Origin of the sequence: Bradyrhizobium sp. DOA1 (genome assembly GCF_001593325.1) — a bacterium.
Classification (GTDB): Bacteria; Pseudomonadota; Alphaproteobacteria; order Rhizobiales; family Xanthobacteraceae; genus Bradyrhizobium.
The window spans coordinates 7,163,495-7,180,409 of record NZ_JXJM01000001.1 but is presented as its reverse complement, the minus strand read 5'-3'; the positions used below and the strand labels follow the sequence as shown (position 1 = coordinate 7,180,409).

The following is a 16,915-nucleotide window of genomic DNA, read 5'->3' as shown; positions in this document are numbered from 1 at the left end:
CGGCGGGGTGACGGCGTGGAAGTCGCGCGGCGCTGCGACGAAGGCGGCCTGCGCCGCCTGCGCGGCGGCGGGATTGGGCAGCTCGGGCTTCGGATCGTATTTCGGCGGCTGCGGCTGTGCCTGCGGCCGCGGCTCGCGCGCCATCGGCGCCGGCTCCATCGGAGCAGCCATTGGCATCGGCATCGGAGCAGGGGCCAGCGGCGCGCTGCGCACCGCACGCAGATCGCCTTCGATCATCGAGAGGCGATCGACGACATGGCCGAGCGCGCTATGGACCGCGTCGAGCGAGTCCTGGGTGCTGCGATTGGTCTCGGCCTGGCTGAAGCGGATGTCGGAGAGCTCGCGCTTGACGAGATCGACCATGCCGGAATCGGGCGGCGCCGAGCTGCGGCTCTCGGCCAGCGCGGAATAGGTCGCCTGCTGCCGTTCCAGGTGCCTGAGGATGTCGTGCAGCCCGTCCTCGACCCGGCTGAGATTGCCGTTGCGGGGATCGGAGGCAGCTTCGATCCGTTCCAGCAGATAGGAGACGCGCTGCTCGAGATGCGTGAAGGTCGAGGCCGAGTCGTTGCCGACCTGCATGCGGTCGAAGCGGTCCGACAGCGCGCGGATCGCGGCTTCCAGATGCTCGGTGCTCTCGGCCGGCTGCGGCCGCTCGCGCGTTTCCAGCGCGGCGGTGAGCGCCGCGATGCGCTGCTCCAGCACCGCGAAGCTGTCGCTGTGGCCGGACGCGCGGGTGATCTGGTCCACCTTGGACGACAGCAGCTGCACGTCTTCGGACAGACGCGCGAGCGCTTCGTTGGAGGCGACGTTGGAGACGATGGCGCGCAGCGCGGAGATCGCGCCTTCGAGCTGCTGCACCGTCGAGGGATCGTCATTGGCGCGCAGGATCAGGTCGAGCTTGGCGCCGAGATTGCGGATCGCCTCGTCATAGCCGGTGAGCTGCTCGGCCGGCGTCAGCGTGCGCAGCACCTGCTTGATGTCGGACAGCGCGCGTTCGATGCCGGAGAGAACCTGGCCGTCGGTGCCGTTGGAGCGGGTCTCCTCGATGCGACGATGCAGCGAGCGGATCTCGTTCTCGATCGATTCGATCGCGCGCCGCGGCATCGCCTCGGTGATGGCGGCGCGGATCTCGGCCAGCTCGCTGCGGAAGGCGGCGATCGCCTGCTCGGTATTGTCCGGCCGCTGCAGCGATTCGATCTGGCTCGTGATCTTGAGCAGATGGCGCTCGAGCGACGAGAAATCCGGTCCCGGTTGCTGCGCGGGCGGCGGCGCGTAGGCGGGCGCAGGTGGCGCCATCGGCGGCGCGAAGGGAGCTGGCGCGGGCGCAATCGGCGGCGCGGCGCGCGGTGGCATCTGCCTGGGCGCAAAGCCGTCAAGTTCGCTCTGCCGCGCGGTGATCTCGGCGACCGCGACGTCGAAGGATGCGGGGCTCAAAGGAGGCGAGTTGCGATAGACCTGGGCCGCAGCCCGCTCGACCGCATCGGCTTGGCGCTGGCGTGTCTCGACCGGCGATGGGGCAGGGGCCGGCCGCGCGGCCTGATGCGGTTGCTGGTGGGATTGCTGCGGCTTGGAGATTTGCGACAGCCGTGCATCGAGCCGCGAGATCGCATCGTTCAGCTGACGCGCGACGCCCTGCTCGCGCGAGACGTCCTGGCGCGCTGCGTCTTGTCGCGAAGAATCCTGGCGCTGCGCGGGCTTCGAGATGCGTTCGATCTGCTGGGTGATCGCGTCGAGCCGCTGATGAATGTCCGCGACTTCGCGGCTTTCCTGGCTCGGTGCTTGCGGCGTGTGGTGCGGACGCTGCTCGTGAGGTCCGCGGAAGTTCGGCGGGGCGGTGTCGCCGAGGGTGGAGTTCAGCCAATCGTTGAGCGACATTCCGGCGCGACGCGCAGCAGCCTCGGCCCGCTCCCGAACGGATGGATCGATGCCGTCAACACTCCACGATACGCGCGAATTCATGACTCTGTCCGGTTCCGACTCCGGCGCCCCACCCGGCGCCTCCAGCCTTCCCTCGCGTCCCGGTTGCAAACACAACCGAATTTGGCGCGGGTCGTCTGCCTCGAAAACCGACTTTTTCCTGTTACGGTAAATAACGGGTTAAGGAATGCGGCGCGGGTGTCTTAAAGTTGGGCGGGGGAACCGACCCGAGCTTGGCTCAGGCCCGTCCGCGATTCACGTCGTGGGCGATCTGGGCCTTCAGCCAGATCACGAAGCTACGCGCCTTGCGGGTCATCGGTCGGCTCTTCGGCCAGGCAAGGTAATGAGCGGAGGCGCGTTCCAGCGGCGCGTTGAACAGCGGGACGAGCGTCCCGTCCTCGATCTCGTTCCGGAGCAGGAAGAGCTGGCCCATGGCGACGCCGACGCCTTCGGCGGCTGCCTGGTAGGTCAGCACGGAGCTCTGGAAACTCACGCTGCGATCGGTCAGCAGGTCCGGCCGTTTCACTGCCATGAGCCAGTCCGGCCAGTCCGAGCGGCGATAATGGGAGTGGAGCAGCTGGATCTTGCGGAGGTCGTCGAGTTCGGCAAGCCGCGCCCGTTTCAGGAGCTTCGGGCTGCAGACCGGCTGGATGACGTCACGGAACAGCAATTCGGTCTCGGCGCCGGGCCATTCGCCCGAACCGAACTGGACGGCGAGGTCGACCTTGTCGTTCTCGAAGTCCACCGGCGCCACCACATTGCTAATGTCCAACCGGATATTGGGGTAGCTGACATAGAACGACGGCAGCCGCGGGATCAGCCATTTCGCGGCAAAGGTCGTGTAGACCCTGATCTTCAGTGGCTGGGCCTTGCCGGTCGCGGTGAGGCCCGTGGTGGCCTGGGCAATGATGCGGAACGCCGGCGCGATCTGGCGGTGGAACTCGTCACCCTCCGAGGTCAGCCGCAGTCCTGTCTTGTCCCTTTCGAACAGCCGAACGCCGAGAAAGGCTTCGAGGATCGTGACCTGGCGGCTTACGGCTGGCTGGGTGACGCGTAGTTCCCGCGCCGCGCGCGTGAAGCTCAGATGTCGCGCCGCCACGTCGAAGGCGTGCAGGGGATTAAGCGGAGGTATCATGTCGGGTCATTACAAAATGTAATCGCGACATAACTTTTACGCAGTTGTTTGTCAAAGCCCCCGCTGGGAAGACGGCGTCGCTCCAGCGATGTGATGGCCCCATGGATTTTGAACTGAATGAAGAGCAGCAGGCGTTCGCCAATTCGGTGCGCCGCTTTGCCGAAGCCAACCTGAGGGAGGGCTCGCTGGCGCGCGCACACGATCCGCGCTTTCCGCGCGAGGTCGCGCAGATGCTGGGCAAGCAGGGCCTGATGGGCATCTCGTTCGATCCGGAGGATGGCGGGCAGGGCGGTACGCTCTTGGATTCGGTCATCGCGATCGAGCAGGTCGCGTCGGTATGCCCGCGCAGCGCTGATGTCGTGCAGGCCGGCAATTTCGGGCCGATCCGCACCTTCGTGGAATACGCGACGCCGGAACAGAAGCAGCGCTGGCTGCCCGATCTGCTCGCCGGCAACATCTGCATCAGTCTCGGCATGAGCGAGCCGGAAGCCGGCTCCGCGGTCACCGAACTCAAGACCTTGGCGAGCGAGGACGGTGACGATTACGTCATCAACGGTAGCAAGGTGTTCGGTACGCACAGTCCCGATGCGGCGATCTACCTCGTCTATGTCCGCTTCGCGCCCGGGGTCTCCGGCATCGGCTCCGTGATCGTCGAGCGCGGCACGCCCGGCTTCACGATCGGAAAGCCGACCGCCTTCATGAGCGGCGAAGAGTGGAGCCAGCTTTATTTCGAGAACTGCCGGGTCCCGAAGCGGAACGTTCTGCTCGGAATTGGTGGCTTCAAGAAGCAGATCGCTGGCTTCAACGTCGAGCGCCTCGGCAATTCCGCCCGTTCGCTCGCGCTCGGCCGCTACGCCTTCAATCTGGCGCGCGATCACGCCGCCGTGCGCAAGCAGTTCGGCCGTCATCTCTGCGAATTCCAGGGCCTGCAATGGAAGTTCGCGGACATGGCGCTGAAGCTCGAATCCGCGCAGATGCTGCTGTATCGCGCCGCCAATGTCCGTGACGAACTGCCATCGCCGTACCAGACCGCGATCGCCAAGCTGGCCTGCAACCAGGCCGGTTTCGAGGTGGCCAACGAGGCGGTGCAGATCATGGGCGGCCTCGGCTACAGCCAGGAATCGCTCGCGGAATATTGCATGCGCCGGACGCGCGGCTGGATGATCGCCGGCGGCTCCACGGAAATCCTCAAGAACCGGATCGCGGAATCGGTGTTCGACCGCCGGTTCGATCAGCGTGCGCAGGTCGGACGTGGCAACTGAGACGACCAGACCCTCGCTGGCCCAGGCGCTGTTCGCACCGCGCAGCATCGCGCTGGTCGGCGCCTCCGACGATGCGTCGAAGACGTCGTCGCGCCCGCTGCAATATCTGCGGCGCGCCGGCTATGAGGGCGCGATCTATCCGATCAATCCGGGTCGCAAGACCGTGCTCGGCGAACCGGCGTGGCCTTCGCTCGCAAGTCTGCCCGTCGTTCCCGACCATGCCTTCATCCTGACGCCGACAGAAGATGCCGTGGACGCCGCCGAAGAATGCGCGCGGCTCGGCCTCTCCGTGGCCACCATCCTGGCGTCCGGCTATTCGGAGGCGGACGAAGCGGGCCGCAAGCTGCTCGCTCGGCTGAAGGCGCTGCGAGCGAACGGATTGCGCATCCTGGGCCCGTCGAGCCTCGGCGCCATCAATCTGCACAGCAGGGCCATCGTCACTGCCAACGCCGCATTCGCCGAGCCGGACCTGCCGCGCGGCGGTATTTTCGTCGCCTCGCACAGCGGCAGTTTGCTCGGCGGCCTGGTCTCGCGCGGCAAGGCGCGCCATCTCGGTTTCGCGGGTCTCGTCTCGGTCGGCAACGAGATTGATCTCAGCCTCGGCGAGATTTGCGCGGCGACGCTCGACGATCCCACCATCACCGGCTACATGCTGTTCCTCGAAAGCATCCGCCACGCCGACGATCTGCGCGCCTTCGCGCGCGGTGCTGCCGACCGTGGCAAGCCGGTCGTCGCCTACAAGCTCGGCCGTTCCGCAGCCGCCGCCGAACTGGCGCTGACGCACACCGGGGCGCTGGCCGGCGAGGACGACGTCGCGGCCGCCTTCCTCGCCGATTGCGGCATCGCCCGCATCTTCAACTTTGAAACGCTGCTTGAAGCGCTGCCGTTGGTCGCGCGTGTGCCGGCGCGTCGGGAGGGTGCCGGCGCTCCCCGCGTCGGCATCGTAACCACCACCGGCGGCGGTGCCGCCATGGTGGTCGACGAACTGGCCCTGCGCGGCATCGATGTGGTCGCCCCGAGCGACCAAACCTACGCGCGTCTCGGCGCTGCCGGCGTCAAGGCGGGGCACGACCGAATCACCGACCTGACGCTGGCCGGCACCCGCTACGACGTGATGAAGGCGGCGCTCGACACTCTGCTGGGCGCCCCGGAGTTCGATGCCGTCATCGCGGTGATCGGCTCGTCCGCACGCTTTCAGCCGGAGCTCGCCGTCAAGCCCGTCATCGACAGCGGCGGGCATGCCAAGCCGCTGGCCGCCTTCCTGGTTCCGGAAGCGCCCGAGGCGTTGAACATGCTGGCCGCGGCCGGGGTGCCCGCATTCCGCACCCCGGAATCCTGTGCGGACGCGATGAGCGCAGCCTTGCGGCGCCGGCCGGCCACGGCACTCGCTCCATCCCCGCGGCCGAGCGCGGCTGGATCGGCGCAGCAGCTCGACGAAATCGAAGCCTATGCGCTGCTGGCGAAGCTCGGCATCTCCCATGCGCCCGCCGTTGCCGTCGCGATCGATGCCGAAGGCCCCTTCGATCTTCCCTTCGCCTATCCGGTGGCCGTGAAGATCCTGTCGGCGACAATCGCGCACAAGACCGAGATCGGCGGCGTGGTGCTGAACGTGCGCAGCGACGCCGAGCTCAGCTCCGCGATGCGCCGCATTGTCGGGAATGCCATGGGCAAGGGCCACGCGGCATCGCATGTGATCGTGCAGCCGATGACGGCAGGCCTCGGCGAGTTTCTGCTTGGCTATCGCGTCGATCCCGATGCCGGGCCGCTGGTGCTGCTCGCCGCTGGCGGCATCTACACCGAGATATATCGCGATCGCAGCATCCGCCTCGCCCCGGTCGATCTCGACACCGCCCGCAGCATGATCGCCGAACTCGCCATCAGCCGCATCTTCCGGGGATATCGCAACAGGCCGCATGGCGATATGGAAGCGCTGGCACGGGCCATCGTGGCCCTGTCGCAACTGGCAATCGAGGAGAGCGTTCAGGTGGTCGATGCGGAGATCAATCCGCTGATCGTCGGGCCGGTGGGCGAGGGCGTCATCGCCGTCGACGCCCTGGTCGCGCTCGCCCGAAGGGAGGACACATGATCGAAGACCTCAAGGACAGGGTCAACGCGGACGTGAATCTGGTGCGGCGCGGTCGCTTCCTGTCGACGACGTTCCTGCTCGAGATCGGAGCTGCGGCCTGGCTGATCACGATCGCCGACGGCAAGATCGTCGCAGTGACCCGCGGCCCCTTCGTGATGCCGTCATGGTCGTTCGCGCTGCGCGCCTCCGAGGAGGAATGGACGAAGTTCTGGAGCGCGAAGCCGCAACCCGGGTCGCACGACCTCATGGCGCTGATCAAGCGGCGCACCCTCAAGGCCGAAGGCAATCTGCAGATCTTCATGGCCAACCTCCGCTACTTCAAGGAAGCGCTGGTCAAACTGCGTGCAACGGGAGTCGCAGCATGAGCCCGCGTTTCGAAGCCACGATCGGCCGTTATCTCCAGCTCGATCTGTTCGGCCGCAGCCACCGTCTGTATGTCGAAGAGGCCGGCCAGGGCATTCCGCTGCTGTGCCTGCATACCGCGGGCGCCGACGGCCGCCAATATCGCGCGCTGATGAACGATCCGCGCGTAACGTCGAAATTTCGCGTCATCGCTTTCGACATGCCCTGGCACGGCAAATCGTCGCCGCCGGCCGGCTGGCACGACGAGGAATACCAGCTGACCTCGGCCCAATACACCGGAATGATCCTGAGCGTCGCCGAAGCGCTCGAACTCGACAGGCCGGTCGTGATGGGCTGCTCGATCGGCGGACGCATCGTGCTGCATCTGGCGCTCGACCATCCCGAACGCTTCCGCGCCATCATCGGCCTGCAGGCCGGCGCTCATGTCGATCCTTATTACGACCTCAACTTCCTGCACCGTCCGGACGTGCATGGCGGCGAGGTCTGCGCGGCGATTGTCTCCGGCCTCGTCGGCCCCGAAGCGCCCGATGCCGATCGCTGGGAAACGCTGTGGCACTACATGCAGGGCGGTCCCGGCGTCTTCAAGGGCGACCTGTATTTCTACAAGCTCGACGGCGACATCCGAGATCGCGTCGCGCAGATCGATACGTCGCGTTGTCCGCTGTTCCTGCTGTCGGGCGAGTACGACTATTCGTGCACCCCACAGGAAACGCTCGCTGTCGCCAACAGCATCAAGGGCAGCCACGTGACCATCATGAAGGGCCTCGGCCACTTCCCGATGAGCGAAGATCCCGAGAAGTTCCTCGGATATCTGCTGCCCGTTCTGCAGGCCATCGACTGAACGGTTCAAGAAAAGCAAGGGAGGATATTCGTGAGGACGAAAGCTTTGGTTGCGGCTCTGGCAGCGCTGTCCGTATGGGGACCCGCGCAAGCGGAGATCGCCAAGGGCACCGTGAAGATCGGCGTGCTCACCGACATGTCCGGTCCCTATGCCGACAATGTCGGCGCGGGATCGGTGCTGGCGGCGCAGATGGCGGTTGAGGATTTCGGCGGCAAGGCCGGCGGCATGCCGGTTGAGATCGTCTCGGCCGACCATCAGAACAAGGCCGATGTCGGTCTCGGCATCGCGCGGCGCTGGTACGACACTGAAGGCGTCGATGCGATCACCGAGGTAGTCTCGTCGGGCGTCGCGCTGGCCGTGCAGCAACTGACCCGCGAAAAGGACAAGGTCTTCCTCGCCACCGGCCCCGGAACGCCCGACCTCACCGGCAAGGCCTGTTCGCCGAACGGCGTGCACTGGGCCTACGACAATTACGCGCTGGCGAATGTCGCGACCGCGCCGCTGGTCAAGAAGGGCCTGAAGAGCTGGTTCTTCCTGACCGCCGATTACAGCTTCGGACAGGCGCTCGAGGCGGAAGCCTCCAAGGTGGTGCTCGCCAATGGCGGCACGGTGCTGGGTGCGGCGCGGGCGCCGCTCAACACGCCGGACTTCTCGTCTTTCCTGTTGCAGGCCCAGGCTTCGAAGTCGCAGGTGGTCGGACTCGCCAATGCCGGCGCCGACATGATGAATTCGCTGAAGCAGGCGAACGAGTTCGGCCTCACCGCCGGCGGGCAGAGCATCGCGGCGCTGCTGGTCAATCTGCCCGACATTCACGGTCTCGGTCTCGCCAACGCCAAGGGGCTCATCTTCGCCGACAGCTTCTATTGGGATGCCAATGACAAGACCCGTGCCTGGAGCAGGCGCTTCATGGAGCGCTTCAAGGGCAAGGCGCCCGGCAGCCTGCAGATCGCGGTGTATGGCGCGGTCACGCATTACCTGAAGGCAATCGATGCGAAGAAGAGCGAGTCGGGTGCGGCTCTGGTCGCAGAGATGAAGAAGCTGCCGATCAACGACGTCTACACCACCAACGCTTCGATCCGCGAGGATGGGCGGGTGATCCGCGACATGTATCTGCTGCAGGTCAAGGATCCCTCGGAATCGAAATATCCCTGGGACTATTACAAGATCCTCGCCACGGTCCCGGGCGACCAGGCGTTCCGTCCACTCAAGGACGGCAATTGCCCGCTGGTCGCCAAGTAGCACGCGAACCGCAGTCGGATCGCAGCCATGCTGCGGTCCGTCCTGCCCGGAGGGCCACATGATCGACTATCCTGCGCTCGCACTCTTCATCGATGGCCAGTGGCGAGACGCCGCCGGGCGCGCCACCGTTCCGGTGCGCAATCCTGCAACAGGGCAGGTCATCGGGCAGCTGCCATGTGCCGGCGCAGAGGATCTGGAGGAGGCGCTCGCATCGCTCGCGCGGGGGCATGAGCAATGGCGCCGGATGTCGCCCGGCGACCGGGGCGGCATCCTGCAGCGCGCCGCGGCGCTGATCACCGAGCGGCGCGAGCAGATCGCAAGCCTGATCACGCTGGAGCTCGGCAAGCCGATCGCCGAAGCCCGCACCGAGGTCGAGACCGCGGCCGCGCTCTTCGTGTGGAATGCAGAGGAGGGACGCCGCGCCTATGGCCGAGTCATTCCCTCGCGCCATCGTGCCATCCAGCAGGTCGCGATCCGTGAGCCGCTCGGTCCGATCGCGGCCTTTTCGCCCTGGAATGCGCCGGCCATCACGCCGGCACGCAAAATCTCCAGCGCCCTCGCAGCGGGCTGTGCCGTCGTGATCAAGCCGGCGGAGGAAACACCGGCGACGGCCCTTGCCATTGCCGCTGCGGTCAACGACGCCGGACTTCCGGCCGGTGTGCTCAACGTCGTGTTCGGCGACCCCGCGCTGATCTCGCAGACGCTGCTGCGTTCGCCCGTCATCCGCGGACTCACCTTCACCGGATCGACCGAGATCGGCCGACAGCTCGGGGCGTTCGCCGTGCAGGGCCTGAAGCGGATGACGCTGGAGCTCGGCGGCCACGCGCCCGTGCTGATCTTCGACGACGTCGATCCCGAAGCTGCCGCGCTGTCGGCGGTCACCGCCAAGTTCCGCAATGCCGGCCAGGTCTGCACCTCGCCGACGCGCTTCTTCGTGCATGAATCGATCCACGACCGCTTCGCGGCCAGACTGGCCGAACTCGCCGAGGCCATCGTGGTCGGAGATGGATTCGATGCATCGACCCAGATGGGACCGCTAGCCCATGCGCGGCGCGTGGAGAGCATGGAGCGTTTCGTGGACGACGCGCGGGCGCGCCAGATCCGCGTCGCGGCGGGCGGCCGGCGCTGCGGAGAGACCGGATATTTTTACCGCCCCACCGTGCTCTCCCATGTCGACCAGGAGTGCCTCGCCTCCAACGTCGAGCCGTTCGGCCCGCTGGCGGCGACGGCTCCGTTCCGTACCCTGGACGAGGCGCTGCAGCTTGCCAATCGCCTGCCTTTCGGGCTCGCCGCCTATGTGATGACGCACGACATGCGCAACGCCGCCGCCGCATCCGAGGCGATCCAGAGCGGCAGCGTGATCGTCAATCATTGGCAGGCGTCGTTGCCGGAAACTCCGTTTGGCGGCTACAAGGACAGCGGCATCGGCAGCGAAGGCGGCATCGAGGGCCTCCAGGAGTTCCAGACCCTCAAATACGTCAGCCAGCTGGCGGCCTGACGAGGCCGAGCGCGCGGCGACGGCCGCCGATCCGCAGAGACGCTCAGGCTTTTCCCTCCCGCTTGCTTTCCTCCAGCGGCACCACCGTGGCCTTGCCGCTCATCGCCGAGAGCGCCGCCAGGGCCTCCTCGCAGAAATCCGCCACCATCTGCTCGTGCCGGGCCCCCAAACGAAGCAGCAGCAGATTGCCGAGATCGAGCCGGCCTTCCGCCGTGCCGTCCGGAAAACGCTTCTTCAGGATGCGCTCGTAATTGGCGTGGCGGTCGCGGTGGTGCTCCAGGCGGGCCATCAGGTCGGTGCGCAGCGGCTCGATGTCGATGCTGTCGAGCGCGTGGAGGCGGACCAGGAGGTCGTCCTTGGTCGAGGCTGGCGTGCTTGGTCGCGCGGCCCAGTGCCGCAGCGCTGTTCGCCCCTCCGGAGTGAGCGTATAAACCAGCTTGTTGGGCTTGCCTGTCTGCACGACCTCGCGGCCCTGGATGAAGCCGCGGTCGCGCAGCTTGGAGAGCTCGCGGTAGATCTGCTGATGGTCGGCCTTCCAGAAGAAGCCGATCGAGGAATCGAACGTCTTGGCGAGCTCGTAGCCCGTCATCGGACGTTCCGTCAGGCATGCGAGGATTGCGTCACCCAGTGCCATGACCGGCCTCCCTTCTTAGGCTTGACCAAGTTGCTTGACTTTATGCGCATCGGCGCATATGCGTCAATGTGCATATGAGGCGGCGTGCAGGCGGGCCCAAGGCCCGACTGAAAGAAACAAGCGAAATCAATTACATCGCTACTGTGCATGGGGTTGTTTTCGCACTTTGCCCTTGGCCTTAGGGAGGCATCTGAGAATGACCGGCCTCGATTCCTGGTACGCCTACATGAAGTCTCACGACCGCGCCGCGCTCTGGGACCTCCTGCACCCCGATGCGGTGTTCGAAAGCCCTGTGGTGCATTCACCGCAGCGGGGCCGCGACATCACCTTCAAATATCTCTCCAGCGCCGAGAAGGTGCTCGGCGGCCCCGGCTTCACCTATGTCGGTGAATGGCGCAGCGATAATGGTGCCGTGCTCGAATTCAAGAATGTCATCGACGGCATCGAGATCAACGGTGTCGACATCATCAGCTTCGATGCCGAGGGCCGCATCACCCATTTCAAGGTGATGGTGCGTCCGCTCAAGGCGATCAACATGCTGCACCGCCTGATGGCGGAGCAGCTTGCCGCACAATCATAAGCCCAACATCGTCCCACCAGGCCACGCCGGGAGACCCCCATGCCGATCTATAAAGCCCCCGTCGAAGACGTGAACTTCCTGCTCAACGACGTCTTCCAGATCGATCGCTACGACAATCTGGCCGGCTTCTCCGATGCCTCGAGCGACGTGCGCGAGGCGATCCTCGGCGAGGCTGCCAAGCTCGCCGAAGAGGTGCTGCAGCCGCTCAACCGCGTCGGCGATCTCGAAGGCTGCAAGCGCGCCGACGACGGCAGCGTCACCACGCCGAAGGGTTTCAAGGACGCCTTCAAGCAGGTCGCCGAGGGCGGCTGGCTCGGCCTCTCGGCGCCGACCGAGTTCGGCGGCCAGGGACTGCCGGTGACGCTCTCCCAGGCCGTCAATGAATTCCAGATCTCCGCCAACATGGCGTTCTCGATGTATGGCGGCCTCACCATGGGCGCGACCGCGGCGCTTCTCGTGCACGGCACGCCCGAGCAGAAGCAGACCTACGTGCCAAAGATGGTGGCGGGCGAATGGACCGGCACCATGAACCTGACCGAGCCGCATTGCGGCACCGATCTCGGCATGCTCCGCACCAAGGCGGTGCGTCAGGCCGACGGCAGCTTCAAGATCACGGGCACCAAGATCTTCATCTCCGCCGGTGAGCATGACTTGGCCTCCAACATCATCCACCTCGTGCTCGCCCGCATCGAGGGCGCGCCCGCCGGCATCAAGGGCGTCTCGCTGTTCGTGGTGCCCAAGTTCCTTGTGAATCCGGATGGCTCAGTCGGTGCCCGCAACGGCGTCGTCTGCGGCTCGATCGAGCACAAGATGGGCATCCACGGCAATTCCACCTGCGTGATGAATTACGACAACGCCACCGGCTGGCTGATCGGCGAAGAGAACAAGGGCATGCAGGGCATGTTCGTGATGATGAACGAGGCGAGGCTCGGCGTCGCCGTGCAGGGCCTTGCGCAGTCGGAGGTCGCCTATCAGAACGCGGTCGCCTATGCCCGCGAGCGCATCCAGGGCCGTGCGTTGACGGGTGCCAAGGCGCCGGACAAGCCGGCCGATCCGATCATCGTCCATCCCGACGTGCGCCGCACGCTGCTCTCGATCCGCGCCTTCAACGAGGCCGCGCGCGCCTTCGTGATGTGGACCGCGCTGAAGAGCGACGTCGCGCACCGCTCCGAGGATCCGAAGGACCGCCAGGCTGCGGACGATCATATGGGCCTGATGACGCCGGTGCTGAAGGGCTTCCTCACCGACTACGGCTTCGCCAACGCGGTGCAGGCGCAGCAGATGTATGGCGGCCACGGCTACATCGCCGAGCAGGGCATGGAGCAGTTCGTGCGCGATGCGCGCATCGCGATGATCTATGAAGGCGCCAACGGCATCCAGGCGCTCGACCTCGTCGGCCGCAAGCTGCCGCGCGACGGCGGCCGCGCCATCATGGCCTTCTTCGGCGAGGTCATGGCCTTCGCCAAGGAGAACGGCGGCGACGAGGCGCTCAAGCCCTTCATCACGCCGCTCTCGACCTCGCTGGGTCACCTGCAGCAGGCCACGACCTGGCTGATGCAGAACGCGATGGCCAAGCCCGACAATGCGGGCGCGGCCGCAACCGACTACCTGCATCTCTTCGGCTTCGTCGCGCTCGGCTACATGTGGGCGAAGATGGCCAAGGTGACGAATGCCAAGATTGCCGAGAGCGGGGCGACGCCCTATCTCTCGACCAAGCTCGTCACCGGCCGCTTCTTCATGGAGCGGATGCTGCCGGAGACCGCGGCCAATCTCGCGCGCATCCAGGCCGGCTGCGCCACCATCATGGAATTGCCGGCGGAAGCGTTCTGACTCTTTCGCCCCACGAATGATCGCGACCGCGCAGCGGTCGTCACCAAGATAACTGCAATCAGGAGGCTCCCCATGGCAGATGCCTATATCTACGACCACGTCCGAACCCCGCGTGGCCGCGGCAAGGCCGACGGCGCGCTGCACGAAGTGACCGCGCTCGCGCTCGCCACCGTGCCGTTGAAGGCGCTGAAGGACCGCAACAACCTTCCCGAGGATTCGGTCGATGACGTCGTACTCGGCGTGGTCGATCCGGTCGGCGAAGCCGGTTCCGACATCGCGCGCTTTGCCGCGCTGAAGGCCGGTCTCGGCGAAGCCGTGCCCGGCGTGCAGATCAGCCGCTTCTGCGCCTCCGGCCTCGATGCCGTGAACTTCGCTGCCGCGCAGGTGATGAGCGGCCAGCATGAGCTCGTGATCGGCGGCGGTGCCGAATCGATGAGCCGCGTCGGCATCGGCGCCTCCGGCGGCGCCTGGCCGATGGACCCCTCGATGGCGGTGCCGGCCTATTTCATGCCGCAGGGCGTGTCGGCCGATCTGATCGCCACCAAATACGGCTTCTCCCGCGACGATGTCGACGCCTATGCGGTGCAGAGCCAGCAGCGCGCCGGCAAGGCCTGGGACGAGGGCCGCTTCAACAAGTCGGTGGTGCCGGTCAAGGACATCAACGGCCTCACCATCCTCGCCAAGGACGAGCATATGCGGCCCTCGACGACGATGCAGTCGCTGGCGCAGCTGCAGCCGTCGTTCACGATGATGGCGCAGATGGGCGGCTTCGACGGCGTTGCGGTGCAGTCGCATCCCGAGATCGAGCGCGTCAACTACGTGCATCACGCCGGCAATTCCTCCGGCATCGTCGACGGTGCCGGCGCCGTGCTGCTCGGCAGCAAGGAAGCGGGTAGCAAGTATGGTCTGAAGCCGCGCGCAAAGATCCGCGCCTTCGCCAATGTCGGCTCGGAGCCGGCGATGATGCTGACCGGTCCGGTCGACGTCACCGAGAAGCTGTTCGCGCGCTCGGGCATGAAGAAGTCGGACATCGACCTGTTCGAGCTCAACGAGGCCTTCGCCTCGGTGGTGCTGCGCTACATCCAGGCCTTCGACATCGACAACGCCAAGATCAACGTCAATGGCGGCGCCATCGCGCTCGGCCATCCGCTCGGGGCGACCGGCGCGATGATCCTCGGCACCGTGCTCGACGAGCTCGAGCGCACCAATAAATCCACCGCCCTGGTCACGCTGTGCATCGGCGGCGGCATGGGCACCGCGACCATCATCGAGCGCGTGTAAGGGTAGGGAGCAACCAACATGTCGTACAAGAACTTTAGGGTTGAGACCGATTCCGACGGCATTGCGCTCGTCACCTGGGACATCCCGGGCCGCTCGATGAACGTGCTCGACGAGACCTCGACTAGCGAGCTCGATGCGATCGTCAAGGCGACCACCGCCGACGCCGCGGTGAAGGGCGTCGTCATCACCTCGGCGAAAGAAGCGTTCTGCGCCGGCGCCGACCTCTCCATGCTCGAAGGCATGAACCAGGCTTACGCGAAGGTTCTCAAGGAGCAGGGCGAGACTGCAGCGAACCAGATGCTGTTCGACCAGAGCCGGCGCTTCTCGCAGGTGCTGCGCTCGATCGAAACCTCCGGAAAGCCGTGGGCGGCGGCGATCAACGGCCTCGCGCTCGGCGGTGGTTTCGAGATCACGCTGTGCTGCCACTATCGCGTCGCGGCGGAGAATCCCAAGACCCGCCTCGGGCTGCCCGAGGTCAAGGTCGGCCTGTTCCCCGGCGCCGGCGGCACGCAGCGCGTGCCGCGCCTGGTGCCGCCGCAGGACGCCATGACGATCCTGCTCAAGGGCGATCCGGTTACGGTCGACAAGGCCAAGGCGCTGAACCTGATCCACGCCATCGTTCCCGCCGCCGACCTCATCAAGGCCGCGAAGGACTGGATCAAGGGCGGCGGCAAGGCCGTCGCGCCCTGGGACGAGAAGGGCTTCAAGCTGCCCGGCGGCCCGGTGTTCTCCAAGGCCGGCATGATGATGTTCCCGGCCGGCAACGCGATCTATCGCCGCGAGACCTATGACAACTACCCGGCCGCGCGTGCGATCATGAGCTGCGTCTATGAGGGGCTGCAGCTGCCGATCGACGCGGCGCTGCGCGTCGAGTCGCGCTACTTCACCTCGGTGCTGCGCTCGAAGGAAGCGGCCGCGATGATCCGCAGCCTGTTCCTGTCGATGCAGGAGCTGAACAAGGGCGCGCGCCGTCCGAAGGACGTGCCCGCCACCAAGGTGAAGAAGATCGCCGTGATCGGCGCCGGCTTCATGGGCGCGAGCGTCGGCTACGTCTCGGCCCGCGCCGGCCTCGACGTCGTCCTGATCGATCGCGACCAGGAGAGCGCCGACAAGGGCAAGGCGCATGCGCAGAAGGTGATCGAGGAGCAGATCAAGAAGGGCCGCGCCAAGCCGGGTGATGCCGAAGCGCTGCTCGCGCGCATCACGCCGACCGCGGACTACGCTGCGCTGAGGGACGTCGACCTCGTCATCGAGGCCGTGTTCGAGGACCGCAAGGTCAAGGCCGAGACATTCGCCAAGGCGCAGGAATACCTCAAGCCCGACGTGATCTTCGCGTCCAACACCTCGACGCTGCCGATCACCTCGCTGGCCGAGAGCTTCAGGGACCAGGGCAAGTTCGTCGGCATCCACTTCTTCTCGCCGGTCGAGAAGATGATGCTGGTCGAGATCATCCTCGGCAAGAACACCGGCGACGTCGCGCTCGCGACGGCGCTCGATTACGTCCGCCAGATCGGCAAGACGCCGATCGTGGTCAACGACTCCCGCGGCTTCTTCGCCAACCGCTGCGTCGGCCGCTACGTCGCCGAAGGCAACGAGATGTTCCTGGAAGGCGTGCCGCCGGCGATGATCGAAAACTGCGCCAAGATGGCCGGCATGCCGGTGGGCCCCCTCTCGCTCTCGGACGAAGTCGCGCTCGACCTTGGCCTCAAGATCATGAAGGCGACCGAAGCCGATCTCGGCCCCAACGCCATCAACCCCGATCAGAAGAAGCTGATGGTGGAGATGGTCGAGAAGCAGGGCCGCCTGGGGCGCAAGAACAGCAAGGGCTTCTACGACTATCCCGAGAAGGGCAAGGGCCAGAAGAGCCTGTGGCCGGGCCTCTCGGCCTTGCAGCCGAAGCAGCTCGACCCCGATACGCTCGACATCGAGGAGCTGAAGCAGCGCTTCCTGGTGGTGCAGGCGGTGGAAGCCGCGCGTACCGTGGAGGATCACGTCATCACCGATCCGCGCGAGGCGGATGTCGGCTCGATCCTCGGCTTCGGCTTTGCGCCGTTCACCGGTGGCACGCTGTCCTACATCGACTTCATGGGCACCAAGAAGTTCGTCGAGCTCTGCCACAAGCTGGAAGCGAAGTACGGCTCGCGCTTCACCCCGCCGAAGCTGCTGGAGGAGATGGCCGCGAAGGGCGAGACCTTCTACGGCCGCTTCGCGCCGAAGAAGGCGGCAGCCTGACGAAGCATCGAGGCTCC

General features: G+C 66.0%; 12 protein-coding genes and 1 pseudogene. 10 read left to right on the top strand and 3 right to left on the bottom strand.

The genetic code is table 11. The features are described from left to right. A pseudogene (locus tag SE91_RS37950) lies at nucleotides 1-1,959 on the bottom strand (hypothetical protein); the annotation flags it as partial. Nucleotides 1,960-2,155: 196 nt separating this feature from the next. Next, nucleotides 2,156-3,052: a transcriptional regulator GcvA gene (gene gcvA, locus SE91_RS33230; protein WP_061850646.1), complete on the bottom strand. Its 897-nt coding sequence runs from the start codon at nucleotides 3,050-3,052 to the stop codon at nucleotides 2,156-2,158. 101 nt (nucleotides 3,053-3,153) lie between these two features. Between gcvA and SE91_RS33225 the strand changes: the two genes are divergently transcribed. Genes SE91_RS33225 through SE91_RS33200 form a run of 6 tightly spaced genes read left to right on the top strand, consistent with a single transcriptional unit; the run spans nucleotide 3,154 to nucleotide 10,341 of the window. After that, a complete protein-coding gene (locus tag SE91_RS33225; RefSeq protein ID WP_061850645.1) occupies nucleotides 3,154-4,314 on the top strand; it encodes an acyl-CoA dehydrogenase family protein in 1,161 nt (386 codons plus the stop codon). Beyond that, entirely contained in the window at nucleotides 4,304-6,400 is a 2,097-nt protein-coding gene (locus SE91_RS33220; RefSeq protein WP_061851442.1) for an acetate--CoA ligase family protein, read from the top strand. The genes SE91_RS33225 and SE91_RS33220 overlap by 11 nt, the downstream gene beginning before the upstream one ends. After that, nucleotides 6,397-6,765 carry a hypothetical protein gene (locus SE91_RS33215; protein WP_008541187.1) on the top strand — a complete coding sequence of 123 codons (369 nt, stop codon included), beginning with the start codon at nucleotides 6,397-6,399 and terminating at the stop codon, nucleotides 6,763-6,765. Before SE91_RS33220 ends, SE91_RS33215 begins: the two co-directional genes overlap by 4 nt. Continuing rightward, nucleotides 6,762-7,604, top strand: coding sequence for an alpha/beta fold hydrolase (locus tag SE91_RS33210; protein WP_008541189.1), 843 nt, complete (start codon nucleotides 6,762-6,764; stop codon nucleotides 7,602-7,604). The genes SE91_RS33215 and SE91_RS33210 overlap by 4 nt, the downstream gene beginning before the upstream one ends. A gap of 30 nt (nucleotides 7,605-7,634) precedes the next feature. Then, the gene (locus SE91_RS33205) at nucleotides 7,635-8,843 is read left to right on the top strand and encodes an ABC transporter substrate-binding protein (RefSeq protein ID WP_061850644.1); all 1,209 of its coding nucleotides are present in this window, start codon (nucleotides 7,635-7,637) and stop codon (nucleotides 8,841-8,843) included. Between the two features lie 58 nt (nucleotides 8,844-8,901). Then, nucleotides 8,902-10,341, top strand: a complete 1,440-nt coding sequence (locus SE91_RS33200) for an NAD-dependent succinate-semialdehyde dehydrogenase (protein WP_061850643.1) — start codon at nucleotides 8,902-8,904, stop codon at nucleotides 10,339-10,341. 43 nt (nucleotides 10,342-10,384) lie between these two features. Here SE91_RS33200 and SE91_RS33195 read toward each other — a convergent pair whose 3' ends face one another. Further along, entirely contained in the window at nucleotides 10,385-10,975 is a 591-nt protein-coding gene (locus SE91_RS33195; protein ID WP_061850642.1) for a PadR family transcriptional regulator, read from the bottom strand. 196 nt (nucleotides 10,976-11,171) lie between these two features. On the opposite strand from SE91_RS33195, the gene SE91_RS33190 reads away from it, so the two are divergent. From SE91_RS33190 to SE91_RS33175, 4 genes are all read left to right on the top strand, one after another. Further along, complete coding sequence (locus SE91_RS33190; protein WP_061850641.1) at nucleotides 11,172-11,555, top strand: nuclear transport factor 2 family protein; 384 nt, start codon at nucleotides 11,172-11,174, stop codon at nucleotides 11,553-11,555. A 39-nt stretch (nucleotides 11,556-11,594) separates the two neighbouring features. Continuing rightward, a complete protein-coding gene (locus SE91_RS33185; RefSeq protein WP_061850640.1) occupies nucleotides 11,595-13,385 on the top strand; it encodes an acyl-CoA dehydrogenase C-terminal domain-containing protein in 1,791 nt (596 codons plus the stop codon). Nucleotides 13,386-13,457: 72 nt separating this feature from the next. Further along, nucleotides 13,458-14,666, top strand: coding sequence for an acetyl-CoA C-acetyltransferase (locus SE91_RS33180; protein WP_061850639.1), 1,209 nt, complete (start codon nucleotides 13,458-13,460; stop codon nucleotides 14,664-14,666). An 18-nt stretch (nucleotides 14,667-14,684) separates the two neighbouring features. Then, on the top strand, nucleotides 14,685-16,898 hold the full coding sequence (locus tag SE91_RS33175) for an FAD-dependent oxidoreductase (RefSeq protein ID WP_061850638.1): 2,214 nt from the start codon (nucleotides 14,685-14,687) through the stop codon (nucleotides 16,896-16,898). Nucleotides 16,899-16,915: the final 17 nt, after the last annotated feature.